The organism is Photobacterium sp. DNB23_23_1 (assembly GCF_052873815.1).
In genome coordinates, this window is sequence record NZ_JBNNXT010000023.1 from 47,724 (window position 1) to 73,142 (window position 25,419).

Annotated in this window: 24 protein-coding genes and 1 pseudogene; 12 read left to right on the forward strand and 13 right to left on the reverse strand. The window is 45.0% G+C overall.

The window, feature by feature from the left end:
* Window positions 1-274 precede the first annotated feature (274 nt).
* The 5 genes from ACVA53_RS15095 (at window position 275) to gspS2 (ending at window position 3,574) form a co-directional block, all read left to right on the forward strand.
* Entirely contained in the window at window positions 275-1,549 is a 1,275-nt protein-coding gene (locus ACVA53_RS15095; RefSeq protein WP_255044345.1) for a dicarboxylate/amino acid:cation symporter, read from the forward strand.
* Window positions 1,550-1,690: 141 nt separating this feature from the next.
* Entirely contained in the window at window positions 1,691-2,230 is a 540-nt protein-coding gene (locus ACVA53_RS15100; protein WP_255044329.1) for a septation protein A, read from the forward strand.
* A 14-nt stretch (window positions 2,231-2,244) separates the two neighbouring features.
* Window positions 2,245-2,643 carry an acyl-CoA thioester hydrolase YciA gene (yciA, locus tag ACVA53_RS15105; RefSeq protein ID WP_255044330.1) on the forward strand — a complete coding sequence of 133 codons (399 nt, stop codon included), beginning with the start codon at window positions 2,245-2,247 and terminating at the stop codon, window positions 2,641-2,643.
* A 217-nt stretch (window positions 2,644-2,860) separates the two neighbouring features.
* Window positions 2,861-3,160 carry a YciI family protein gene (locus tag ACVA53_RS15110; RefSeq protein ID WP_446505513.1) on the forward strand — a complete coding sequence of 100 codons (300 nt, stop codon included), beginning with the start codon at window positions 2,861-2,863 and terminating at the stop codon, window positions 3,158-3,160.
* Between the two features lie 24 nt (window positions 3,161-3,184).
* Complete coding sequence (gspS2, locus tag ACVA53_RS15115) at window positions 3,185-3,574, forward strand: type II secretion system pilot lipoprotein GspS-beta (protein WP_255044332.1); 390 nt, start codon at window positions 3,185-3,187, stop codon at window positions 3,572-3,574.
* 126 nt (window positions 3,575-3,700) lie between these two features.
* Here gspS2 and ACVA53_RS15120 read toward each other — a convergent pair whose 3' ends face one another.
* From ACVA53_RS15120 to ACVA53_RS15135, 4 genes are all read right to left on the reverse strand, one after another.
* Complete coding sequence (locus tag ACVA53_RS15120) at window positions 3,701-4,639, reverse strand: class I SAM-dependent methyltransferase (RefSeq protein WP_446505514.1); 939 nt, start codon at window positions 4,637-4,639, stop codon at window positions 3,701-3,703.
* A 79-nt stretch (window positions 4,640-4,718) separates the two neighbouring features.
* Window positions 4,719-4,928, reverse strand: a complete 210-nt coding sequence (locus ACVA53_RS15125; protein ID WP_255044334.1) for a hypothetical protein — start codon at window positions 4,926-4,928, stop codon at window positions 4,719-4,721.
* A 223-nt stretch (window positions 4,929-5,151) separates the two neighbouring features.
* Entirely contained in the window at window positions 5,152-5,838 is a 687-nt protein-coding gene (locus ACVA53_RS15130; RefSeq protein WP_446505515.1) for a TIGR01621 family pseudouridine synthase, read from the reverse strand.
* A gap of 133 nt (window positions 5,839-5,971) precedes the next feature.
* Window positions 5,972-7,405 carry a sodium-dependent transporter gene (locus ACVA53_RS15135; protein WP_255044336.1) on the reverse strand — a complete coding sequence of 478 codons (1,434 nt, stop codon included), beginning with the start codon at window positions 7,403-7,405 and terminating at the stop codon, window positions 5,972-5,974.
* A 377-nt stretch (window positions 7,406-7,782) separates the two neighbouring features.
* Here ACVA53_RS15135 and cls point away from each other — a divergent pair, with 377 nt between their 5' ends.
* The gene (gene cls, locus ACVA53_RS15140; RefSeq protein WP_446505516.1) at window positions 7,783-9,240 is read left to right on the forward strand and encodes a cardiolipin synthase; all 1,458 of its coding nucleotides are present in this window, start codon (window positions 7,783-7,785) and stop codon (window positions 9,238-9,240) included.
* Window positions 9,241-9,304: 64 nt separating this feature from the next.
* Here the strand turns inward: cls and ACVA53_RS15145 are convergent, their stop codons facing one another.
* The 5 genes from ACVA53_RS15145 to ACVA53_RS15165 form a co-directional block, all read right to left on the reverse strand.
* Complete coding sequence (locus ACVA53_RS15145; protein ID WP_446505517.1) at window positions 9,305-10,150, reverse strand: nitrilase-related carbon-nitrogen hydrolase; 846 nt, start codon at window positions 10,148-10,150, stop codon at window positions 9,305-9,307.
* A 76-nt stretch (window positions 10,151-10,226) separates the two neighbouring features.
* Complete coding sequence (locus ACVA53_RS15150) at window positions 10,227-11,129, reverse strand: glycine betaine ABC transporter substrate-binding protein (protein ID WP_255044339.1); 903 nt, start codon at window positions 11,127-11,129, stop codon at window positions 10,227-10,229.
* A gap of 20 nt (window positions 11,130-11,149) precedes the next feature.
* A complete protein-coding gene (locus ACVA53_RS15155; RefSeq protein ID WP_446505518.1) occupies window positions 11,150-11,881 on the reverse strand; it encodes an ABC transporter permease in 732 nt (243 codons plus the stop codon).
* Window positions 11,882-11,884: 3 nt separating this feature from the next.
* Complete coding sequence (locus tag ACVA53_RS15160) at window positions 11,885-13,006, reverse strand: ABC transporter ATP-binding protein (RefSeq protein ID WP_255044341.1); 1,122 nt, start codon at window positions 13,004-13,006, stop codon at window positions 11,885-11,887.
* A 28-nt stretch (window positions 13,007-13,034) separates the two neighbouring features.
* Window positions 13,035-13,691 (reverse strand): ABC transporter permease, encoded by a 657-nt coding sequence (locus ACVA53_RS15165; protein ID WP_255044342.1) that lies wholly within the window; start codon window positions 13,689-13,691, stop codon window positions 13,035-13,037.
* A gap of 464 nt (window positions 13,692-14,155) precedes the next feature.
* On the opposite strand from ACVA53_RS15165, the gene ACVA53_RS15170 reads away from it, so the two are divergent.
* The 6 genes from ACVA53_RS15170 to ACVA53_RS15195 all read left to right on the forward strand — a co-directional run bounded on the left by ACVA53_RS15170 (window position 14,156) and on the right by ACVA53_RS15195 (window position 20,932).
* Window positions 14,156-14,656, forward strand: a complete 501-nt coding sequence (locus tag ACVA53_RS15170) for an oxidoreductase (RefSeq protein ID WP_446505519.1) — start codon at window positions 14,156-14,158, stop codon at window positions 14,654-14,656.
* Between the two features lie 8 nt (window positions 14,657-14,664).
* Window positions 14,665-15,798 (forward strand): diguanylate cyclase domain-containing protein, encoded by a 1,134-nt coding sequence (locus tag ACVA53_RS15175; RefSeq protein ID WP_446505520.1) that lies wholly within the window; start codon window positions 14,665-14,667, stop codon window positions 15,796-15,798.
* A gap of 469 nt (window positions 15,799-16,267) precedes the next feature.
* Window positions 16,268-17,227: a TRAP transporter substrate-binding protein gene (locus ACVA53_RS15180; protein WP_255045124.1), complete on the forward strand. Its 960-nt coding sequence runs from the start codon at window positions 16,268-16,270 to the stop codon at window positions 17,225-17,227.
* Between the two features lie 65 nt (window positions 17,228-17,292).
* On the forward strand, window positions 17,293-17,787 hold the full coding sequence (locus ACVA53_RS15185; protein WP_446505521.1) for a TRAP transporter small permease: 495 nt from the start codon (window positions 17,293-17,295) through the stop codon (window positions 17,785-17,787).
* A gap of 2 nt (window positions 17,788-17,789) precedes the next feature.
* Window positions 17,790-19,097 (forward strand): TRAP transporter large permease, encoded by a 1,308-nt coding sequence (locus ACVA53_RS15190; protein ID WP_255045122.1) that lies wholly within the window; start codon window positions 17,790-17,792, stop codon window positions 19,095-19,097.
* Window positions 19,098-19,192: 95 nt separating this feature from the next.
* Complete coding sequence (locus tag ACVA53_RS15195; protein WP_446505522.1) at window positions 19,193-20,932, forward strand: methyl-accepting chemotaxis protein; 1,740 nt, start codon at window positions 19,193-19,195, stop codon at window positions 20,930-20,932.
* Window positions 20,933-21,040: 108 nt separating this feature from the next.
* On the opposite strand, the pseudogene ACVA53_RS15200 reads toward ACVA53_RS15195, so the two are convergent.
* From ACVA53_RS15200 to nirD, 4 genes and pseudogenes are all read right to left on the reverse strand, one after another.
* Window positions 21,041-21,314 (reverse strand): annotated as a pseudogene (locus ACVA53_RS15200) (L-threonine dehydrogenase); the annotation flags it as partial.
* A gap of 124 nt (window positions 21,315-21,438) precedes the next feature.
* Entirely contained in the window at window positions 21,439-23,247 is a 1,809-nt protein-coding gene (locus ACVA53_RS15205) for a protein kinase domain-containing protein (RefSeq protein WP_446505523.1), read from the reverse strand.
* A gap of 63 nt (window positions 23,248-23,310) precedes the next feature.
* On the reverse strand, window positions 23,311-24,786 hold the full coding sequence (locus ACVA53_RS15210) for a NarK family nitrate/nitrite MFS transporter (protein ID WP_446505524.1): 1,476 nt from the start codon (window positions 24,784-24,786) through the stop codon (window positions 23,311-23,313).
* 287 nt (window positions 24,787-25,073) lie between these two features.
* Window positions 25,074-25,412, reverse strand: a complete 339-nt coding sequence (gene nirD / locus ACVA53_RS15215; RefSeq protein WP_255045119.1) for a nitrite reductase small subunit NirD — start codon at window positions 25,410-25,412, stop codon at window positions 25,074-25,076.
* Between the last annotated feature and the right edge of the window lie 7 nt (window positions 25,413-25,419).

A 25,419-nucleotide genomic window follows, 5' to 3' on the forward strand; every position in this document is an offset into this window, starting at 1 on the left:
ACACTGAGACCTAATACCAAGCTGATTATGAATCTGTTTGGTAATATTAATCGAGATCAAAGATCTCTTTCCCCTCTCCCAATACAGTAACCAACTTGTTAACACTTGGTGTCGACAGATTACAAGATTGAAAGCTAAAAATATCAATCGAGTAAAAGATCAATTGATCAAGATGATATTTCCGTGTAAAAAAACACGCGCAAAATATCAAACCAATAATTCATACAATTATAAAACAAATTCCTAATATATTTGTGAGCAATATCGAACACAACTGAGGTATCTAACCGTGTTAAAAGAAAAAGGACTGTTTGGCAACATCGGCGTACAAGTCGTGATTGCCATGTGTGTGGGGACCCTCGTCGGTGCGATGATGGGCCAGTCTGCAAGTATGTTTGCCCCGCTGGGGAGCATCTTCATCCACTTGATCAAAATGCTGGTGATCCCACTGGTTGCCGTAGCCATTATCTCAGGAGCTGCCGGACTTGGTAGTAGCCATTCAGCAGGGAAGGTCGGCCTGTCAACGTTGGGCTTTTTCGGCCTAACTTCCGCTGTCGCAGTGGCGCTAGCTCTGTTCATGGGAGCCGTATTCCAGCCAGGTGTCGGCGTCGACATGACTGGCGTGGAAGGCATGTTCTCCAATGTCTATGCCGATAAGGGTGAAATGCCGACGTTCTGGGCTACCGTACTAGGCATGATCCCAACCAACGTTTTCCAGTCTCTGAACGAAGCAAATATCCTTCAAATTTTAGTATTCTGCCTTTTCTTCGGTATTGCCCTTTCTAACCTGGAAAAAGAACGCCGCGACCCGCTGCTCAACGGGGTGAATGCCATTGTCGATGCCATGGTATGGATGATCAACGTAGTGATGAAAATCGCTCCTCTGGGTGTCTTTGGCCTGATGGCTGATGCCGTCGGTACCTTTGGCTTTGGTGCCTTAATGGTGGTATTCAAGCTCTTTGTGGTCTACGTCATTGCGATTCTGATCTACGGCTTTATCTTCTATCCCGCCATGATCAAGGTATTCAGCAAAACCTCTCCGCTTAAGTTCCTATCAGCAATGAAAAAGCCACAAGCCGTCGCGTTATCTACGGCTTCTTCAATGGCGACCCTGCCGGTCACTATGGAAGTGTGTGAAGAAGAACTTGGCGTGAAAAACTCTACCGCCTCGTTTGTGCTCCCGCTAGGCGCTACCATCAACATGAGTGGCAATGCTATTTACTACGGCTTGGTGGCGGTCTTCTTTGCCCAGATGTTCAATATCGAACTGGGTATGGGTGCTTACATGGCCATCATCATTACCTCAACCCTAGGTGCTATCGGCCAGGCGGGTGTACCGGGACCGTCGTTCTTGGTGGTTGCCGTATTGCTCGCCGCAGGGATCCCAATCGAAGGCCTACCGCTGCTGTTTGCCCTTGATCGCATCTTTGACATGATCCGTACCGCCCTGAACATTACTGGTGATGCAGCGTGTGCCGTTATTGTCGATAATATGATTAATGATGCACCTCAGGACACACCAGAGCCGGAATCAAGCCACCGCAGCTAACGAGCAAGCATGCCCGGAGCTAAGCGCAGAACTTAGCTCGGCTCCACCTGAAGTAAACACGAAGCGCTGTAGGGTAAAACCTGCAGCTTTTTGCTTATTAATATATGATAGCCAAATAATTCCATGGTTATGGCTCCCAATATGAAGCAACTGATTGATTTTATTCCTCTCATCATATTTTTTATTCTCTATAAAACCCATGATATCTATGTCGGGACCGGGGCGTTGATTATCGCTACAGCCATTCAACTCGTTGTAACTTGGATGCTGTATAAAAAGGTAGAAAAGATGCAGCTGGTGACATTTGTCATCGTTGCTGTGTTTGGCGGACTAACAATTTTCATGCACGATGAAAACTTCATCAAATGGAAAGTCACCATTGTGTACGGTATTTTTGCCGTAGGACTCGCAATCAGCCAATTGTTGGGTAAGCCGCTGATAAAAGGCATGTTAGGCAAAGAGCTCAGCCTACCGGATAGAGTCTGGAACCGAATCAATGGCGCTTGGGCACTATTTTTCGTTGTATGTGCCGTCGTGAATGTCTATATTGCTTTTCGTTTACCGCTGGATGTGTGGGTTAATTTCAAAGTATTCGGTCTATTAATCCTGACTTTGATCTTCACCATTGCCACTGGCGGCTATATTTACCACCATATGCCAAAAGAACCCGATTCAGAGTAATACAGAGTCGCATCATGACATCAGAAAATAATATTCCTCGCGGGCAATTGTTGCTTCGCACTCTTGCTATGCCAGCCGACACAAATGCCAACGGTGATATCTTCGGCGGCTGGATCATGTCACAACTCGATCTTGCCGGTGGTATCCTCGCCAAAGAAATATCAAGTGGCCGTATCGTCACCGTTTCGGTATCTAGCATTACCTTCAAAAAGCCTGTTAGCGTGGGCGATGTAGTATGTGTCTATGGCGAGTGCACCAAAATCGGCCGTACTTCAATGAACATTAACCTTGAGGTATGGATTAAGCCGGTACGTGAAGATAATATCGAAGACCGCTTCATGGTATGCGACGCGACATTCAATTATGTCGCCATCGATGCCGAGGGTAGACCACGTCCAGTGCAAAAAAAATAATACCTACTCGGGTAAGCCACTACAGTCAGTATTACGCCTGATCAATGACTTAAGCAGGTAGGTATGATGTCAAATTTGGCAAAGATCCGCAAAAAAGCCCTAACATAATGCTAGGGCTTTTTTTTTCCTTTATGATAGGAAAAATTTATCACACATTACCGTATCCCTAAGTTACACCAACGTATATTGAGATCGGTAAATACAAGGAGATAGTTACATGTGGTACGTTATTTTTTCCCAGGATGTCGAAAACAGCCTTGCAAGCCGTATGAGCGTACGTGAAAAACATTTAGCACGCCTGAAAGATCTCCAAGAGCAAGGTCGCTTGCTGGTTGCCGGACCGATGCCTGCTATCGACAGTGAAAACCCTGGTGAAGCCGGTTTTACAGGCTCAACTGTAATTGCCGAATTCAGCTCCTTGGACGATGCCCAAACTTGGGCCGATGCCGATCCGTACATCGAAGCCGGTGTCTACGAGAAGGTTATCGTCAAACCGTTCAAGAAAGTTCTTCCATAACCCGTAATTTGAGATCCCCACGTTATGCTAAAACGCACCCTCGTTTTATTAGCCGCTGTCTTGTTAGCAGGCTGTGCTTCAAATAAAGAAGAACAAGCAATCATGGATTTGGCGAAAGCCCGAGCCATGGCTATCAATAACAAAGCCCCATACAAGAAAATTGATCAATACCAGATCATGAAAGCCCAAGCGCGGGAAAAGACAGTAGAAATAACCATCTTGTACGGTGGTGGCGGTAACACCCCACCGACTAAGGCCGCGAAAAGTGCAGCCGTCAACTACTGTAATAACGAAGATCTTAGCCCACTGGTGAGCGAGGGGGTAAGTTACAACATCGTGATTATTGACATGCGTGGCCGCCCTATGGTGACCCAACCGATCACCGCTGAAGTTTGTAGCCAAATCGCAAACTAGCATTAGGGCTGTGAAGACGACATCTAAACAGCCGAATTGAAGCTTCAATCAACGGGTTCCGATGATTTGAAGTCATATACAAAAAACGCCAGCATTGCTGGCGTTTTTGCTATTACATCAACGAGATTACGACCGCTCAAACAACAACACTTTCAAACCACCTTCAGGGTCAATATCCTTGAACTCCGGTGGGTTTTCCAAGCGGTGTTGATAAACAAGCTCAGGCGCTTCCGCAGCCATTCCCTCAATCAAGAAAGACGATGACACACCCGGGTCATTCACACAGGCCAGTACCTGACCATTCTCGGTCAGCAACTCCGGCAAACGGCGTAAGATTTTCTGATAGTCTTTGGTCAAGGCAAAGCTGCCTTTCTGGAACGATGGCGGATCGATAATAATCAGATCATAAGGGCCAAGCTTGCGAACCTTGCCCCACGACTTGAACAACTCATGGCCGAGGAAGCTAACCTTGGACAGGTCGTGCTGATTCAAGTGGTGGTTATCTCGGCCTCGGCTCAAAGCTGCTCTGGCCATATCAAGATTGACCACGTGCTCTGCCCCACCGGCAATAGCCGCGACAGAAAAACCACAGGTATAAGCGAACAGGTTCAACACCCGTTTGCCTTCTGCGTGGCGCATTACCCAGTCACGGCCGCAGCGCATATCCAAGAACAAACCATTATTCTGCTTGCGACCAAGATCCAACTTAAACTTGAGACCATTCTCCATCACGTCCTGATATTCGCTGCTCTCCCCCCACAGTACATCCATCGGTGAACCCTGACGGTCACGGTGGTGGAGCAGTAACGATGTTGCTCCGGACTGTTGCCACACAGGGGTTTCAACCAGCATCTCAAGCATACGATGCAGTTGGACTAAGAATTCGTCAGACGGCTCTTTAAACAGCGAAACAAGGACTTGTCCGCTTAACCAGTCAATAGTCAACTGCTCAAGGCCAGGCCAGCAACGTCCGCGGCCATGGAATAACCGGCGCACTTCATTTGGCGGTGTCGCCAGTTCAGCCATTAGGTGTTGCTCAAGGTTTATTAATGCACTCGGTTCCATAGTTCTACTACGTTGGTCAATTCAGGGGCGGTATTATAGCAGAGCTGAATCAATCCATTCAGCTCAAAACGACATAGTATCAAGCAACCAGCTTGAGATTTTCTTGTTCTGGTTGGCGGCAGCTAGCGAGATGGATATATTCAGCCTGAAGGCGGACTTGGCGTTGGTGGCGGGTGCGATTTTTGACGATTTTACGTTGTCGACGAAATGACGCCAGCCCCCAAAAACGTGATTGGTTCTTTTTTTTCTTCAATCGCATGCGAAGCGATACGGAGCGGGTAAGGCGCATATTAAATCTCGGTCTAGGTAAGTCCTAGACCAGTATTATAAGTGAAACCTTACGGTAATGTCATTGATGATAGGTCAAAATAGCAGCAGTTGGTCGTAGGTTAACAAGGAAAAATACTGGATATAAACAAATTAATATCATTAAGCCCTGTTTTACCACATCAATCTGTCAATTTGTGGTTAAACGGTAACCACCTTCACCATTCTCTCTTCCCGGGCGCTTCTTACTTCTTTCCTGGCAAACGCGGCCAAGCCAGCTCCCAAGGTGTAACCCATTCAGCCAACACTTGCTGAGTGTCGGTTAACTTCCATAACTCGCCCTGCGCTGGCTGGCAGATAAATTGCCATTGCTGCTCGGCATAAGGAAAGCGCAGCGCATAAGCGTGAAGATAGCCACGGTCTGCTGGTTCATTGCCATAAATGGTATCACCAGTGATCCCAGAACCAACACTGCGCAGTGCGACACGGATCTGGTGGGTTTTCCCGGTATGTGGCTTACACAAAAACAATCGTCGACCTTGGCCAGCGGCGGCAGAGAAAAACTGGGTAATAGCAGGGTTCTCACGGCTGCTTTCCAGTTTCCAGCTGCTGCGTCGAGAGCGGGTCATATCACCGATTACCACACCTTGTTTTTTCTTTGGCTTCTTGGTGCCAATAGCCAAGTAGAACTTCTCAACATCGCGATTGGCAAAACACGCAGATAACGCAGCGGCAGCTTCACGGTTGCGACCGAGCAATAGCAAACCTGATGTCATCTTATCCAAGCGATGGATGAGGTACAGCTGCTTGTCCCCACTCTGTTTTGCCACTTCCTGCATTAGCATCACATCGCCATCATCTTTGTGTACTGACACCCCAGGGTGCTTATTGATCACAAGAAAGTCTGGGTGGGTATGAAGGATATCGAACATAACAAGCTCATAGCAGATTGGGAGTGCGAAGTATACCGCTTATCGGCCGCATTTCCACAGCCTCCAAGCAATAAAAAACGGGAGCCAATGGCTCCCGCTTTGCTAGTGGTAACTGGGGTTATCGCTTCACTATTTACAACTTCTTAGAAACCAGAGCACCAATACCAATAATGGCGAGGCCCAGTACCATGATTTCACCTTTACCGCTGTCAAAGCCAGCTTTCACACCAGCAATCGCAACAATCGCGATAGCGAATGGGATCACGTACTTCACTAGGTTGTACCATAGGCCAAACAATGGGAACTTGAACTCACCGTCGTTGGTGATTTCTTTCTCAAGCTCGCTACGGTTCAGACGCCAGCCCGCGAAAATACACACCAACATACCGCCAACGGCCAAGAAAATCTTATCGGTTAGCAGGTCGAAGATATCAAACGCACCGGTTTCAAACAGTGTTGGTCCGACACCGCCAAGAGAAAGCGAAGCGAATACACACAAGAAAGCCATGACAGCACTTGCCGAGAATACCGCTGTTGAGCGCTTCATGCCTTTTTCGTCAATCAGGTAAGACACCACAACTTCTAGCAATGATACCGAAGACGTCAGTGCCGCAACACTCAGACCAATAAAGAACAACAGTGCCAGCAATAGACCCACAATGCCGCCCATTTCAGCAAATAGCTGAGGAACAACAACGAAGATCAAACCCGGACCTGCTGCAGGTTCCATGTTGAAGGCAAACATTGCAGGGAACATAGCCACACCAGCAAGGATTGCAACAGAGGTATCCATTGCCGTTACCATTGCTGTGGTTTGCACCAAGTTCTCTTTCTTCTTCAGGTAGCTACCGTATGTGATCATACAACCCATACCTAAGCTCAAAGAGAAGAAAGCCTGACCCAATGCGGCTAGTACAACAGTACTATCGACTTTAGAAAAATCAGGTTTGAACAAGAACTCAAGACCCGCTGACGCACCAGGAAGGCTCATGCCTTTGACCGCTACCAAGATAAGGATAGCGAATAGTAGAGGCATCAACACCTTACCGGCTTTCTCGATACCACCTGAAATCCCTTTGATAACAACCAAGATGTTGAAGATCAGGTAGAGACCCATCCATAACAGAGGTTGAATGGGGTTCGAGATAAAGCCGCCAAAGCTATCACCAATGGCTTCTGGTGTGCTTAGCAAGCCTGTCGCGATTTTATAGATATACGCAATAGCCCAGCCACCGACGACCGGGTAGAAGCCCATAATAAGTAGGCCACTGACCACACCGATCACGCCAACGAATGACCAACGGCGATCAGTTGATTTAAATGCACCTACTGCGGATAGACCTGTTTTACGGCCCACGGCAAATTCAGTCAGCATGACGCTGAAACCGATAAAGATAACGAACAATAGGTAAATAGCTACGAAAGCACCGCCACCACTCTCACCAGCTGTGTATGGGAACTTCCAAATGTTACCAAGACCTACTGCGGATCCTGCCGCGGCCATAACGAAGCCTAATTTTGACCCCCAATTATCACGGGGTTGTGTGGTTGTATTACTAGTAGCCACGTTCTCTCCAAGGTTTTGTTGTGTTTGCTAGAGTTTGCTAGTAATAGGCGTCGAAAATATGTTGTGTAAACTTGTGTGTAAACTTATCTACACACTTATAGGATTGTTATTGACGCTCTATATATGGCAAGTAAAACAGGTTGCGATTAGAATGTGAAGCCCGCGCTTCTAAATTTTGATCATTTACTGTTTTTTTACATCATTTCTTTGTAAATCGCTTATATTTCGCACAAAACACGCGTGCTAATTTCACATTCCTCCTACAATTCAGTGATTTCCTCTTATCAAACTTAGCACATATTTAGCGTGAAATTTCGCTGGTATTCCTCTAGTTTCAATGCAAAATAGAGTAAAACTACAAACTTATAAAAATACGAATGGAACAGTTCTATCAAGTTCTCGCTTGGGCAGGTGTCTTCTTCTATTGGTTGATAATCGCAGCCGTGACTATGCGCATTGTTTTCAAGCGCAGAGTGGTCGGTGTCTCTCTCGCTTGGCTCATGATCATTTATATCATCCCGGTAGGCGGGGTGATCGCTTACCTGTTGTTCGGTGAACTCAATTTAGGTAAGAAACGCGCCCAGCGAGCCAAAATCATGTTTGAGCCTTTCGCTGACTGGTTCCAACGCCTCAATGACTGTCCTGGCCACCAGCCAGAACTGATGAGCGAGCATGCCCGCCCTATTAGCGATTTGTGCGAAAATCGGTTAGGGATCCCAGCGTTGAGTGGCAATAGCCTTTCACTACAAGACTCTCCACAAACAATAATGCGTTCTCTTATCGATGATATCCACCAAGCCAATACCTCTATTCATCTGGAGTTTTACATTTGGCATCCAGGTGGGCTGGCCGATGAAGTAGCTACCGCTTTGATTATGGCGGCCAAGCGGGGGGTTGAGGTCAAGGTGTTGCTAGATGCGGCTGGTAGCATGCGTTTCTTCCGCTCCCATTGGCCAAAACTTATGCGCCATTCCGGCATTGAAATTGTCGAGGCGTTAGCCGTTACGCCATTTAGGATGTTCCTACGCCGGATGGACTTACGCCAGCACCGCAAGATTGTGGTCATTGATGAAAGAGTCGGCTATACCGGATCGATGAATATGGTTGATCCCGCCTATTTCAAAACAGATGCCGGCGTCGGCCAGTGGATCGATGTCATGGTCAGAGTAACCGGGCCGTCTGTTGCGGTACTTAACGGTATCCAAGCGTGGGACTGGGAAGTGGAAACGGGTGACCGATTCTTACCCCAACTTCCCGAATGTTCGCTCCCCAGTCAGGCAGAAGCATCAGATATGATCCAGGTGATCCCATCTGGGCCGGGCATGCCTGATGAGATCATCCACCAAGCGCTGTTACTAAGTATTTACCAAGCCAAAGAAAGTGTAGTGATCACCACGCCGTATTTTGTTCCGAGCGAAAACTTACTGCACGCAATGAAAGGTGCCTCATACCGCGGAGTCACTGTCGATATCATCATCCCCGATAAGAATGACTCAATCATGGTGGAATGGGCCAGCCGCTCCTTATTCTCAGAGCTACTTGCTGCGGGAGTCCGCATTCACCGCTTCCATGGCGGCTTGCTGCACACCAAATCAGTGGTGATCGACAAGACCCATTGCTTAATTGGTACGGTTAACTTGGATATGCGCAGCTTGTGGCTGAACTTCGAAGTGACATTGGCAGTGGATAACGCCGAGTTCACCCAGCAGCTCAACTGGCTGCAGAAAGAATATATGAACGATTCAAGTTTGGTCGATAAAGCCAAGTGGGAGGAGCGGCATATTAGCAACAAGCTGATTGAACAGTTCTTCTATATGTTCAGCCCGCTACTATAGATTGATTGTTCTAGGCTCAAACTACACGCAATAAAAAAGGCCATAACGGCCTTTTTTAATTTCGTCATTTACCAATTCGCTTCACCAGTAAATCCAGTACCAAACGGCTGTCCGCATCACGGATTGTTGGTAACTGGAATCGCGCCTCGCGGGTATCTTTGATTGATACCTTGGCACTGATCAACGTTTCCTCACCTCCCGCTTCAGCCAGGCAGTTACCAAATGCATCAAGAATACGCGAACCACCCCAGAAACGGCTATTACCTTCCAAAGCACAGCTGTTTGCCATCAGCAAAGGGACACCGTAGGTCATCGAGATAAAATCGGTATTGGTTTTCCAGCCCTGTGGGTTAGAGAACTCGTCAGAGACAATATCTGCCGCTGAGTTTACCGGGGCCAACATCAACGCTGGCTTATCCAGCATCGCGAGGTGCGGCAACGCCGGATTCCATAGATCGGCACAAATCAGGGTATGCATCGGCCAGCCTACAATTGGCTCACAAAGTTCAAGTGCTTGACCTTTGCTGTACCACTTAGCTTCTTCCAACCCACCATAATTCGGCAGGTTCAGTTTACGATGTACATGCAGCAATTGGCCGTTTTTCACCATTACCTGAGCATTGTAGAACTCACCGGCCTGATCTTCTTCGATAAAGCCAGCGCTGACCACCATATCACCTGCAGCCTCGCCGAGCTTTTTAAGCAACCGGTGATCAGTACCCATCGCCACATCCAGTGTTTTTTCACGCAGGCTATAGCCTGTTAGCGACAGTTCTGGAAACAACAACACTTCGATGCCTTGCTCGCTAGCCTGCTTGATATAGCTCAGGTGTTTTTCCAAGTTAGCCTCAACATCACCCAGTACAGGCGCGATCTGGGCAATACCGACATGTAATACTTCTTTCGTCATGATAAAAACCTAAAAAAGGCCAGCTTTCGCTGGCCTTTGAATCATTAAGGGCACTCAGTCACTGTTTCACTAGTGCTTACAGCAGACCGTTTTGCTCCAAGAACTGGCGAGAGACACGCTCAATCGACAGACCATCAACATCGACCAGGGCATTAAGGCTCGACATCGTAGTATCGTTCATCAGCGCCGACAGCACGTTAAGCTGCGCTGCCAATTCCGGGTTGGCCGCCAGTGCATCCTGACGGACAACTGGCGTTAGGGCGTAGTTAGGAAAATGATTGCGGTCATCTTTTAGCACATAGAAATCAAACGCTTTTACACGACCGTCGGTGGCGAACACCATTGTGATATCAACCACTTCCTGAGAAAGCGCCTGATAGACCAGGCCAGAGTTCATTTTGCGCAGGTTACGGCGCGGCATCTCAAACTCATACGCTTCAAGCAGTGATTTCAAGCCGTCCTGGCGAGCCGAAAACTCAACGTTACTGGCCATCTGCGCGTCTTTGCCATCTTCAGACTGCAGCCACTCCATCATGTCGCTGATCGACTCAATGCCCTTCTCTTTGGCAAAATCTTTGCGCATTGCCAATGCATAGGTATTGTTCGCTTGTGATGGGTCCAGCCAGATCAGGCCCACTTTTTCATCCAGCGCTTTTACCCGCAGGTAAGTGTCTTCTGGGCTTAGCTTCTCAACCACTTTGTTGAACGTCACCAAACCTGTACCGGTATATTCCCAGTACAAGTCAACCTGGCCGTTCAGCTGTGCGGTACGCAATACGGTTGAACCCATACCGTCACGCTGGTCAACATCATAGCCCAAGCCAGCAAGATATTGCGCCGTCATCGAAGACATGATCAGCTGCTCGGTATAGCCCTTACCACCAACCACCAATTTGCCAGCAGCCTGCGCCGAGGCTGAGCACACCATTACCGAGAACACCATTGCCACGGTAGCCAATAAAGAAGTTACGCGTTTCATCTTTGTTTCACTCCGTGCCATTAGTTACGGTTAGGGTTTACACCCTTGCTCACTATCAGGAAGGTCACAAAACCCAATATCACATCCATGATCAATGCCAATACCGCGGTAGGAATCGCACCCGCCAACATCATAGGCGTATCATAAAGGTCGATACCGGCGAAGATCAGCTCACCCAGACCGGTACCACCAATCTGGAAAGCCAATGGAACCGTACCAATGTTAATAGCAAATGCAGTACGGATACCCGCCATAATGACGTACATCGCGTTTGGCAATTCCACCTTCACCAACTGCTGCATCGGCGTTAGGCCGATACCGGTTGCCGTCTCTTTCAAGTGCGCTGGTACAGAGAGCAAACCGGTGTAGGTATTGCGCAAGATAGGCAACACCGAGGCAAAAGCCAGTGCAAATACTGCAGGCTTGTCACCAATACCCAAGAAGCTCATCGATAGAGCCAGCACAGCCAATGTCGGTACCGTGGTACCAATATTGAAGATCTGCATCACCACGTCTGCCGACTTACGGTAGGACGGACGGCTAAGGATGATACCAACCGGTACACCCACAAGGATCGCGATAGAGCCAGAGATCAACGTCAGCTTGATATGATGGCCCGACAGATACAGGATTTCGTCCCAGTAATAAATAAATTGCTCGACGAAACCTGATGACTGCACCCAGATCCCTAACAGGAATACTGTAACCAGCAACAGTGCATTAAAGTAAGGGCTTAAGTTAGTTGACTTCATCCCTTACCCCTTTTTACGGAAACTGGCTCCCAGGTGGTGTGTAATACCACGCTGTGAAATCTCGCCACATAGTTGGCCCTGCTCGTCAACGACAGCCAGCCAGCTAATATCATGGGCAAACATCTTAGAAACAACGGCACGCAAATCCTGCTCTTGTTTCATCAGGATAGGTAGGCCATCGTAATGATCGCTACATAAACCGCGCTGACTCATCGCCACCGACTTGGTGATCATACCAACGGGTTGCTGCTGGTTGTTCACCATCACAATCATGCCGTGACCGTAATCATTCATGCGCTGAAGGGCAACGTCCAGCGAATCACTCGGCGATACCGTTGGTACCTGACGCTCCATCACTTCACCAGCCGTCGATAGCTGAAGGCGCTTCAATGTGCGATCAGTACCAACAAAATCAGAGACAAAGTCAGTCGCAGGGTGAGCCAAAAGTTGGTCTGGGCTTGAATACTGCTCAAGCTGACCATCGCGGAAGATAGCCACTTTGTTAGCCATTTTCACTGCTTCATCAATGTCGTGGGAAACGAACATGATGGTTTTCTTCAGCTCTTTGTTCATCTTCAGGAACTCTTCCTGAATCACTTCGCGGTTAATCGGGTCGATTGCACCAAAAGGTTCATCCATCAAAAGTACTGGTGCATCGGCCGCCAACGCACGGATCACACCCACGCGCTGCTGCTGGCCACCTGAAAGTTCATTCGGGTAACGCTTCATAAAGGCATTGGGATCCAGTGCTACCATATCCAGCAGATCTTTCGCTCGCTGGGTACAACGCTTGGCATCCCAACCCATCAATTTAGGGATCAAACTGATGTTTTCTTCAATGGTCATGTTAGGGAACAGACCGATTTGCTGGATAACATAACCGATGTTACGGCGCAGCGTGACGGTATCGATACCCGTTGTATCTTCGCCGTTGATCAGGACACGGCCAGATGTTGGAGTTACCAAACGGTTGATCATCTTCAGCGTGGTGGTTTTACCACAGCCAGACGGGCCCAGCAGGACACAAATTTCGCCGGTCGGTACTTCCATGTTGATATGATCGGCCGCTGTCACCACACCCTGTGGTGTTTCAAAAACTTTTGTCAGGTTCTCAAGTTGAATCATGAAAACGCCCTCTTAAATTCGTATATCTTTAGCCGTGAACGACGACACCTTTCGGTGTGAATTTCTTCTGAATTTTCGCCAAAACCGTATCGGCAAAGATGGCCAACAGGCTCACAGCTACAGCACCAACAATCAGCTGGCGTGGGTCAGACTGGCTGATCCCTCGGGCAATGAACGTCCCCAAACCACCAGCACCAATGTATGTCGCGATTGCCATAACACCGATATTCATCACGACGGCTGTGCGAACACCCGCCATAATCACCGGGATTGCCAGTGGAATCTCCACTAGTCGCAGGCGCTGCATATTAGTCAGGCCGATTCCCCTTGCCGCTTCGCGCAAGGCTGGGTCAACGTTGTTAATTGCGGTATAGGTATTACGAATAATGGGTAACTGCGAATACAGCAAAACTGCAATCACTGCAGGCAGATAACCAATACCCTGGCCGATAATCGACAGCACGGGGATCATAATCCCGAACAAGGCAATAGACGGGATCGTAATAATAATGGACGCAACGTATAGCACCACATTGGCTACACGCTGATTCTGGGTAATTGCGATACCAATAGGTACCCCTGTCATCAATGCTAGGCCAACCGCCAAGCTAACTAATGACAGATGCTCTACAGTTCGAGAGACAATGACATCCCAGTTGTCCAGAACGAAATTGAAAATTTCCAATTTGCACTCCTGGATTAAAGAGTTGAACACAGATTGTTTATTGATTATTTCCGCTTAAATGCCGGAAACATTGATACAACCACACGGTTGTCAAAACAGGGGCTCCGCCCTGATAGACATGGTTTTCACCATAAGCATCGCTTGTCAGACCAGCAGTCATACAAGCGAAAAAGGAAGGGGGATTCTAGTGAGATAACCTGACTACCTCAAGTTTTTTCAGAAATTATTTTGATCTCACCACCTAATGATGAGCAAAAAACACACACATCACCTTTAAGACCATGATTGTAATGAAAACTTTAAATTCAAAAATACACTGAGTTCATTGTATTTTATTAACAATTCTTTGCCTCAACTCTAAGAGAAGGAACTACAATTAAATGCAGGTAATAACACGGTGGTTGCCAATCCAAGTGCCTTGCACTGACTTGGGTGTATCATTCAGGATGAATAGAGGGAGATCTATGCTAAAAACCCGTTCAAAGCTTATGATGTTTAGTCTTCTTAATTCTTTGGTTATTTTCACGACTTTTTCGGCATGGAGCCAATCTATCCCACTCGCGATTACCGGAAAAAATCCATCCGGTGAAATGCTGACACTAGATCTGACGCGCGGACAACTCGAACAACTCCCTCAAACCACACTATCAACCAATCTGCCTTGGTTAGAGCAAAGCGCCACTTTCGAAGGCGTGCGCCTGCTCACCCTTATCAAGCATTTCGATTTACCGACCAGCAAACTAAAGCTCATTGCGCTCAACGATTATTCCGTCGTCATCAACCATGATTACATCACACAATACAATCCGTTGCTGGCAATAAAAAAAGATGGTCGATATTTAAAAGTGCGCGATTACGGTCCTTATTGGGTCATTATCTCACTCAATGAACACCCGGAAGCCGCCGAAACCAAACACCTTGGCAACATGGTTTGGCAACTGACTGTTATTGAAGCCCACGAGTGAGTCGTACTATGGGAAATTGTCGTAGCCGTAAAATCGCCTCCCTGCTCACTTACATAACCCCCCTGCTTATTATCAGTATTTTGATTGCGGTGGCAGCCTTGAAACGCAATTCAGACACCATTACTAACAGTCAGAATGAAGCAGCATGGTATGTGCTTCAGCTCAACAAGGAATATGCCGAATTTCATCACCAACTGCATCGCTACGCGACCGGCAACAGTGATCACAATGATATGATGTTACAATATGAAATCTTGTGGAGTCGGTTCACAACCATTCTGACCAACACCCATATCAGTCACCTTTATCACTTTGATGGGGCCTACCATCAAATCAGCAAGCAGTTTGCTTATATCCAGTCCATCGAACTTCAACTCATTGACCTTGAACCGGGCGATCCTGAACAAGCATTGATCATGCAAGTAAAAGAACACTACGAGAACCTTGTCGTGTTCCTCAGCCACAAATTCCGTCTTTCTAGCGGTGATCTGTTGAAACGGGTAGAAGCGACTCAAACAATGAAACTACTTATCTATTTCCTGCTATGTGCCATCGTACTGCTAGGCGGGATTTTATGCTGGGCGCTATGGCGCGAATCAACATCCATGCGCAAGCTGGCAATGAGAGATACCCTAACCGGTATCCACAGCCGGTTGTGGCTCAACAATCATCTTAACGAGTTAGTTGATACTCAGCAGCCATTTCGGTTCTACCTTATTGATTTAGATGGTTTCAAGCAGATTAATGATACCCAAGGACACCACATGGGTGATCAACTGCTGAAAGTGGTGGCGAAAAGGCTAACGGCACTCAGCGGGGAGCATTACCACGTCGCCCGTATGGGCGGCGATGAGTTTGCGGTTATCGAGCCCCTTGCGGTACAGCATGGAATCAATATCAGCCAAAAGCTACTCAACAGTTTCCAGCAACCGGCAGTGCTGGATGGCAAGACTTTTTCTATTTCCGCCAGTATCGGTAGCAGTGAATTCCCGCTCAATGCGTCGAGTGTAACTGAAGTACTTCAACAGGCTGACTTCGTAATGTACGAGGTCAAACAGCGAGGCAAAAATGGAGTACAGCACTATGAGATTGGCCACTCTCCTCTAGAAAAAAAGAGGGTAAAAGAGACATTAATGCGTTAACAAACACTTAATCAACACACATGATATTTTGCAAAAATATAGAATAAAATATCTTGAAACCATTTGATTCTATAAAATATATGTTAAGCTATAAATCAATATTAAACTAACCGTTTTAACTAGCAATATAAAAAAACACCTCACAAAATGATTGGATTCACACTTATTCAATTAAATTCTCAACGTACGACAAACCGACTGTATCCCCCATCACATAATAATAACACCCCATCCTGCTATTAATATATGACAATAGAACTCTCAACCTATTTTCATTAGAAAAACTCATTAATACCACCAACGGTCACAATTAACATTACTATCAATGATTTAAAAGTGACGGATGTCATGCGCCCTGCCCTGGGCTATTGTATGACAATAGTATCGTAATATATAAATATTTACGCAAAGCAAATTAGGGAGCTATCAAGTTGATAGCAAAAATGTAGGGTTATAAAGGTTAATAAAAATGAAAAAAATCTTATTATCTCTCATCGCTACTTCCGTAATGATGAGTGCAAACGTAAATGCGAAAACACTAAATCTTGGTCATGCGATGTCATTGGATAATGCAGCACATAAAGGTATGGTGATTTTTGCTGATAAGGTTAAAGAAAAATCCAATGGCGATCTTAACGTCCGTATCTTTCCCAACGCACAATTAGGTTCTGAGCGTGATCAAGCTGAACAAGTGGTAACAGGTGCACTTGATATGGCTAAAATAAACGGCTCATTAGCAGAATCATTTGAACCAACATTTAAAACAGTTTCTATTCCTTTCTTATTTGACAGTATTGAACATAAGCGCCAATTTATGCGAAGCGATACGGCTGAAAAAATGCTGTTATCTAGCGAAGGAAAAGGATTTATCGGCCTAACGTTCTATGATTCAGGCACTCGTAGCTTCTATGGCTCAAAGCCATTTAAAACTCCAGATGACCTTGCAGGGCTAAAAGTCCGTGTTCCTGAGTCACCAACCATGATGGAAATGATTAATTTGCTTGGTGCAAGAGCAACACCGATGCCGTTCACCGAAATTTACACGGGTCTTCAACAAGGCGTCATTGATGCTGCGGAAAACAACGTCTCAAGTTTAGTGGAAATGCGACACACAGAGGTTGCAAACTATTACTCAGTCGATCAGCATACGATGAGCCCTGATTTAATCATTATTTCTGAGTCTACCTGGGCAAGCCTAAAACCTGATCAACAAAAAATCATTAAAGAAGCTGCTGCAGAATCTCTTGAAGAACAAATCAAACTATGGGATAAAATTGAGAACGCTAACGTTGAAAAAGCGAAATCAATTGGTGTTACCTTTGTCGAAGTTGACAAAGATAAGTTCAGGGAAAAAGTTCGCCCAATGCTTGATTCAGCATTAGAAGATCCAAGCCTAAGTTATTACGTTGAGAAAATTCAAACAATGTAAACATTTCAATTGCCCCATGCAATGTATGGGGCAATTTAATAAAAAATATAAATTTGAGTAAGTTTATGCATTCATCTTTTATAAGATTGCGTAAAGCCTTAGATAGCTTTTTGCTTTCAATTTGTGGCATCGCAATTGTTTCTCTTGTATGTACAGTGACCTGGCAAGTTTTCAGTCGTTATGTACTAAATAACCCAAGTACGATTACCGATGAACTCTCTAGATACCTTATGATTTGGCTAGGCCTCCTAGGAGGAAGTTATCTTTTTGGTCGAAAAGGCCACCTCGCGATAACGTTGATGTCTGACAGCATCCCCCCCGTAGCAAATAAGATATTACAGTTAGTCATTAATTTGCTAATCATTATATTTGCAAACTTAGCAATGTTGCGTGGTGGTTGGCTTTTAATTCAGCGAACAATGCAGCAGTTTTCTCCGGCACTACAAATTCCAATGGGATATGTCTATATGATACTCCCTATATCTGCCGTACTTATATCACTCTATATAATTATGAACACTTACGACCTTTTTGCTAAAGAGCATGTGATTAAGGATTAACAATGGATCTTTCTATTGGATTTTGGCTTCTTTGCCTATTTATGGCAATGATCATATTTAGTGTACCAATTGCAATTGCAATTGCTATGTCTTCTCTAATTATTATGTTTACTATTTTGCCATTCGATGTTGCAATAATGACAGCAGGGCAAAAAATAGTAACGGGAATAGACAGTTTTAGTTTACTTGCTATCCCTTTCTTTATACTTGCCGGTAATATCATGAACCGGGGAGGTATCGCTGGTAGATTGGTTAACTTTGCAAAACTGCTCGTTGGCCGGCTTCCTGGCTCATTAGCGCACGTTAACATCTTGTCTAACATGATGTTTGGCGCAGTGTCGGGATCAGCCGTTGCTTCAGCTGCAGCGGTTGGTAAAACACTGTCTCCTGAGCTTCAGAAAGAAGGGTATGATAAATCATTTTCTACGGCGGTAAATGTCGCCTCTTGTCCTGCGGGGCTACTCATTCCACCAAGTAACTCACTAATTGTATTCTCCGTAGTCAGTGGTGGCACATCCGTAGCTGCACTTTTTATTGCTGGTTATGTACCCGGAATATTAATGGGCTTAAGTTGCATGGCCGTCGCATACTTTATTGCAAAGCGCAAAGGCTATGTTCAAAAACATGAAGAAAAAAAATCAATAAAAGATATTTTTAAGATTGTTTGGGATGCAACACCAAGCCTAGGTCTTATTGTTGTCGTTATCGGCGGTATTATTGGTGGCGTTTTCACCGCTACTGAAGGGGCATGTATTGCGGTTTTATATTCATTTATCCTATCGCTTTGCTACCGCTCATTGAATATTAAACTGTTAAAGACCATCTGCATTGAAACAACCGAAATCACGGGGATCATGCTGTTTTTGATTGGTGCATCAACCATCATGTCCTGGGCAATGGCTTTCACTGGTCTACCAGCAATGATCAGTGAATGGATGCTTTCGATATCTGATAATCCTATTATTATATTCATTCTTATGAATGTTATACTGCTGATTATCGGTATGTTCATGGATTTAACACCAGCACTGCTGATATTTACCCCTATATTTATGCCTATTGCGACATCATTGGGAATGCACCCGATACATTTTGCCATGATGATTATCTTTAATTTATGTATAGGTATTGCGACTCCTCCAGTAGGAACAGCATTGTTTGTTGGTTGTAGTGTTAGCGGAGCTAAAATTGAAAGTGTGATTAAGTCAATATTACCATTCTGCTTAGTCTTAATGTTTACTCTCTTACTTATTACATTCATTCCTTCAATCAGTTTATTCCTACCAAAGGCACTTGGTTTAATAAACTAAAAATCGTATATTAACACATGGTGACACTCAATTTTGAGTGTCACCTAATCGTATACATTGAATGAAAGCAATAATTTCATGCAAGGTTTTATAGAATGAGAACGCAATCTTTCAAAATAAAACTGTACTTAATAATAGTTTCAATCATCACCATTACCATTGTTACCTGCTATTTTTCATCTACTCGTTATATCAAGTCAAGTATAAATAACAATGGCGCTCATGCTATTGAAGATAAAATACGACTTATCAGCCATAACATACATGACAAACTCAATTACAGTTTACAACAAGCAGCAACGCTTAATATCCGTTTCATTGATGTTGCAAGCATAGTTAATCAAACAGAGTTTGATAATATAATAAAAGTATCACCTGGTTTTATGTTTGATAAACATGGAATAGTTGATGATGAAGAGCAAATCACCACTCTAGGACGGGTAATAAATCAAAGTAATGGTCAGCTAACCGCAAACAACATTATACTTGAAGATGATAAGTCCTTACTGCAAATTGTGGTTCCCGAAGGAAATAAAAATGGAACTATCTATCTCTTGGATCTACAGTTCATCACAGACACACTATCAAATTCGAGCGGCAACGGGGATTATATCACACTGACAGCTCCTAACGGTTTAGTGGTATTTTCTAACCTTGAATTAGGAGACAACCTTGAAGTCAATTCACATTTCTCTATTCTTGGGGAAAGGTGGATACTGAATGCTTTCCTAGATACTAATGTTACCCAAAACCAGGCTGAAAGTGTCAGCCAACTGATTACAAAGTCACTGTTAATCGCGACAGCGCTTATTATCCCTACCAGTATGTTAATAATCTCAATCTTTCTGAAACCGGTGCAGTCATTACAACAAGTGGTCCAAGACATTGCCAATGGAGAAGGCGATTTAACCCAAAGACTATCAACTCAATCCACTGACGAGTTTGGTAAGATATCACATAATATCAATGCGTTTATTGAGCACCTTCAGCATCTTATTTATGACGTAAGAAATTCTTGCACAGAAACAAGTCAATCAATAAACGTACTAAGCGAGCAGAACCAAAACAACCAAACGTTATTTAGGGCTCATCAATTAGAAGTTGATTCAATTGTCACCTCAATAAATCAAATGAGTGCCTCATCTGAAACGGTAGCCAATGATGCTCAAAAAGCAGTAACCCATACTCAAACAGCAAAAGAAGAAAGTAGTAAATCTAAAAAAATCGTGAGCGAAGCAATATCAAGTATGGATGATTTGCTTCTAGAGGTAGAAAATACATCAAGTGCTATTGTTGCCATGAGTGCTGATACACAAGAGATCGAAAATGTTCTTCAAATTATAGGCGATATAGCAGAACAAACGAATTTACTTGCGCTTAATGCTGCAATTGAAGCGGCTAGGGCTGGTGAGCAAGGTCGAGGTTTTGCAGTCGTTGCTGATGAAGTTAGAGCATTGGCCTCTCGGACTCGGCAAAGTACCAATGAAATAAACCGTATGCTATCAAACCTTCAATTAACAAATACCTCAGTTGTTTCAAATATGGAAATAACGAAAAAACGTTGTAATCAAGCATCGCATCAAACAAACAAGGTCACTGACTCTCTCGACGCCATGACTCGTTTTTCTGAAAATATAAACACACTTGTCACGCAGATTGCAGCATCAGCCAAAGAGCAAAGTGATGTATCTGAAGTTGTAAACCTGAATATGTTATCGATACAAAATATGGTACAAAACTTAGTAAAAAATGGGAAAATCGCTAACGACAGTGTAAAGACTCTCAATACACACAATAATAAATTACTCACCACAGTACAAAAATTTAAAGTGTAATTCCTCACTCAATGTTAATCCAAACATTAACTAATAAACGCCCACCAGTCGGTGGGCGAAAGTAACTTGGATATTGAAATATTTAATACCGTAGTTGAAAAATACTTCCATTGCCGCAGCAAAGATAGAAGAGATCTCTTCGTGACTTGCTTGTTTCTGGTTAGTTAAGCCGCATGCGCATTGTCAGCCAATACAGCAATATCTTCTTCTTTGGCGCCCAACTGCTGAAGACCCGCTGGAATAGCAACATTTTAGATCGTACCGGAATCGCTTCCAGTACAGCATCAGCGCCCTGCTCTGCTGTCATATCTGCCACATTCCCGCCCATCGTTTTGGCTATGTCTTTTAGACGGTCAAGGCATACCTGCACGTTGAAGTTCTCGCATAATTTATAGATTATTTACGATCGCCAGAAAAGTAGTGATTAGTAATGAAAGGATGATCTCATTTAATTTTATTCATTACGATAAATAAAATTAATATCAAGACTATTCATGAGGGTAATATCAGGAAGAAAGAATGATAATTTGAACAATAACAACAAAAAACAGACTGAGTGAGATTATTTTCCAGAATTTGGTCGGGTTCTTACTCTTCAACGGACGCTTACTTGCCTGCTTTAATACCTGAGAGGATGGGTGATAGAGATCGCACACCACTTCAGACAGCGCTTCATAACGCTGACTAGCTTGAGGGAAACAGCCTTTTCTGATCACTACATCCAGCCACATCGGCAAGTCATCACGATAATTCTCCAGAGGTGTATATTCAGGCCATTGGCTTGATGATTGTGATGGTTTAAATGTATTCGGTAATGGATAGGGAAAGTAGCCAGTCAACATCTCATAAATAATGATAGATATTGAATACATATCAGATCTCATAGACACATTCCCACCCAATAAACACTCCGGTGATAAATATTTTATATCTCCTACAGGAACCGTTTCTGTTATGGGTGTACTTAATTCATCAAAATGTTCTGAATAAACGGAGCCAAAGTCAATAATGACAATTTGATCCAATTGATTAACGATCAAGTTTTCTGGCTTAATATCACGGTGAATAAGCCTGTAACGCTGTAAAACCCGAACGGACTTAATTATTTCCTCCGTCATTACCCGTACTTTTTCTAAACCCGGTAAGGGGTTGTCTTCCATCCATTGACGTAGTGATTTGCCTTCTACCCACTCACAAACATGGTAGAGGAAAGAGGAATGACGAGAAAAAGGATAAATCTTCATTATTCTCTGATGGGATACCTGCTCACCAATCCAGCCTTCACGGACAAAGCCTTGCAAGTATTGGTAATCCTCTGCAAAGTTCAGTGAAGGCATCTTCAGCACATAGCGCTTGGTATCAAATTCGCTGACGGCCAAGTAAATATGGCTGCGTGGTCCGCTATGCAACACCCTTAGAATTCGGTACTGATCGATTCGGTTCCCCTCTTCCATAACCGGGGGGATCACCCGCTTTGTCAGTTCCTCGATATACTCATCTACGGTCAGGGAAGGAAGCGACTTCACCTCAAGCAGTAAACTCGACACATTATCCTGGCTTCCGGCATCTAGGGCGGCTTCCACCAACTGCGCTGATTGTTGTTCGACAGGCAGCACTGATGGCGATATAGCCGCTGAAGATAAATGGTGCTGGATCTCCGCTTCTTCCAGCCATTCATGGATCCCATCGGTCGCCAGTAACAGGCGATCGCCTTGTTCTAGGCGTAATTGCTGGAAATCCACTTCAATATGGCTGTCCATACCAAGCGAGCGGGTTAAAAAATATTGCTGGCCATATTGATGGCGACGGTGATCTTGGGTGAGTTGAACCAGTGCCTGATCGCGGTACAAATATACGCGGGTATCCCCCACATGCATAATATAAGCAGTATTAGATTTAATGATCACCGCACAAAAAGTCGTCACCATGCCATTATGCTGCAGTTCACTTTGGCTACCTTGGTGAAACAGCCATTGGTTTAAAGCATTAAGCACTTTTCCTGCTGATTGCTTTACCCCCCACGTATTCGGGGTGGCATAGTATTCTTCGATAAACTGGGTGACGCATAATTGGCTCGCCTGCTGGCCTTGCTCGCTGCAACTCACACCATCGGCAAGGCAGGCAACAATCCCTTTGTGCAAACGCTCATCACGCTGCTTAGGCTGATAAACCGCGAAGGCATCCTGATTAGAGGGCTTACGCCCCGCCACAGAATGCCCGCCAATATCCAGTTGCAAGGTATTGGTTTCCTTGACCTGTTGATGGTTTTCCCGCTTCAAGTTAACCGTTGCCTTTGACTGCACTATCTCGCTCATACACATCACCCTTCAGGCTAGTTAACCGGCTTACTCAACGGTTGCCGAGTAAGCCGGAAAAGCTTATCGATTGGCGACATCAATCATCATGATACTGCCGTCTTCATTCACCTCTGCAATCTGCCCACTTGGCTCTTCCATCATCAGCAAGGTGATAAAGCCAATCACTGCCGTTGCTGCAATGACATAAAAGAAAGTGCTGTAATCAACTAACGATAAAATGGTGAGGTAGCACACGGCCCCGACATTACCATAGGCACCGGTCATCCCGGCGATCTGTCCAGTCATCCGGCGCTTGATCAGTGGTACGGTGGCAAAAACAGCCCCTTCACCCGACTGGACGAAGAAAGAGCATGCCATCGCGGCAACCACTGCTAACCATACCGGCCAGCTGCTGTCGACCTGGCCCATCAAGAAGTAACCGGCAGCCAAACCGGCAGTCAAGATAAGCAAGGTGGGTTTACGGCCAAACTTATCAGAGATCCAGCCACCGCCAGGACGAGACATTAGGTTCATAAAGGCATAGGCAGACGCAACCATCCCAGCCATCACGGGGGTCAGCTCAAAAGTTTCCGAAAAAAACAGCGGCAACATTGAGACGACTGCCAGTTCAGAGCCAAAGGTCGCAAAGTACAACACATTCAACACCGCAACCTGCTTGAACTTGTAGCGATGTACCTCGGGAACCGGCTTTTCAAACACATTTTTATTAACGCGCCACACCTGTAGGACTTCGTAGCAGTAAATCAAGGCTAAAACGACATAGGTCCCCATGACGGCACCATCATTAAGCATCCCGATCCCCGACGGTGAAAGTTTCCAAGCCAACAAGGCCAACGCACCATACATAGGCAGTTTCATAAACAGCAATAGAAAGAAATCACCTTTGGACGTCACCTCCATCGCGCCTAATTGCTTCGGCTTAAAATAGGTCGCCCCTTTTGGTGTGTCCGTCACATTGGCGTAGAACACAAAGGAGAAAAGCAGGCTCATCACACCGGTAATGGCCATGGCATAACGCCAACCATCTTCACCACCAAACATAATCGCGACAGTGGGTAAGGTAAAGGCAGCTGCAGCCGAACCAAAGTTACCCCAACCGCCATAAATACCTTCAGCCGTGCCCAGCTCATTATGTGGGAACCACTCAGAGACCAAACGGATCCCAACAACAAACCCAGCACCAATAAACCCGAGCGCGAAACGGGCTATCGCTGCCTGAACAAAACTGTCGGCAAGAGCGAAGACAAAACAGGGAATAGAGCAAACAGCTAACAGTGCGGAATAGACTAATCGTGGCCCGTATTTATCGGTGAGCATACCGATAATTACCCTTGCGGGTATAGTAAATGCCACATTGAGGATCAGCAGGGTCTTTATTTCGGCCGTGGTTAATCCTAATGAACTTTTCACCGATTGAAGTAGTGGAGCGAAGTTGAACCACACAAAAAAGGTAATGAAAAACGCAAACCAGCTGAGGTGGAGGATTTTCATTTTCCCCTTAAACGAGAAGATATTGAACTTGCCTGTTTCTGACATCTTGGTGTTTCCTTTTTATACTGACTTGCCATTAGTATTGCATTGTTCATGCCAAAAAATAAATCTTTACATATCAGCAGATTAAAAACACAAAGATTAAATATAACCACATAAAGCACCAAAATGAATCAAAAACAAAAAATAAGCACCATATTGAGCCAAAATATCAAAATAAAGGAGATAAAGACCACATATAAAAAACAAAAATACCTAACTAAATAGGTGAAGGTATAGAGTAAACATAAAAAATCACAGCTTACGCTGTGATTTTTTGATAAGTCTTACTTTTATGCGCTTATTTGAACATCATCACCCTGGCATCTTACCGAAAAAGTTTTCAAATTCACCTCAGGTAACTCAACGCATTGACCCGTTAACAGATTGAAGTGCTGCTTGTACAAGGGAGAGGCGACAACAATGTCATCCCCTTGCGATCCTAAGATCCCCCGTGACAGTACATTGGCCTTACCAACCGGATCATAATTATCAACCGCATACAATGAATCCGTGCGATGACAATAAAAAATCGCCACTTGCTCATGTCCCCATAGGACACAAACACCCGCGTTTTTGATTAATGCATCTCTATGGCACACGGTATACCACTTTGCCTGCTTCTGCTCCATGCTCACC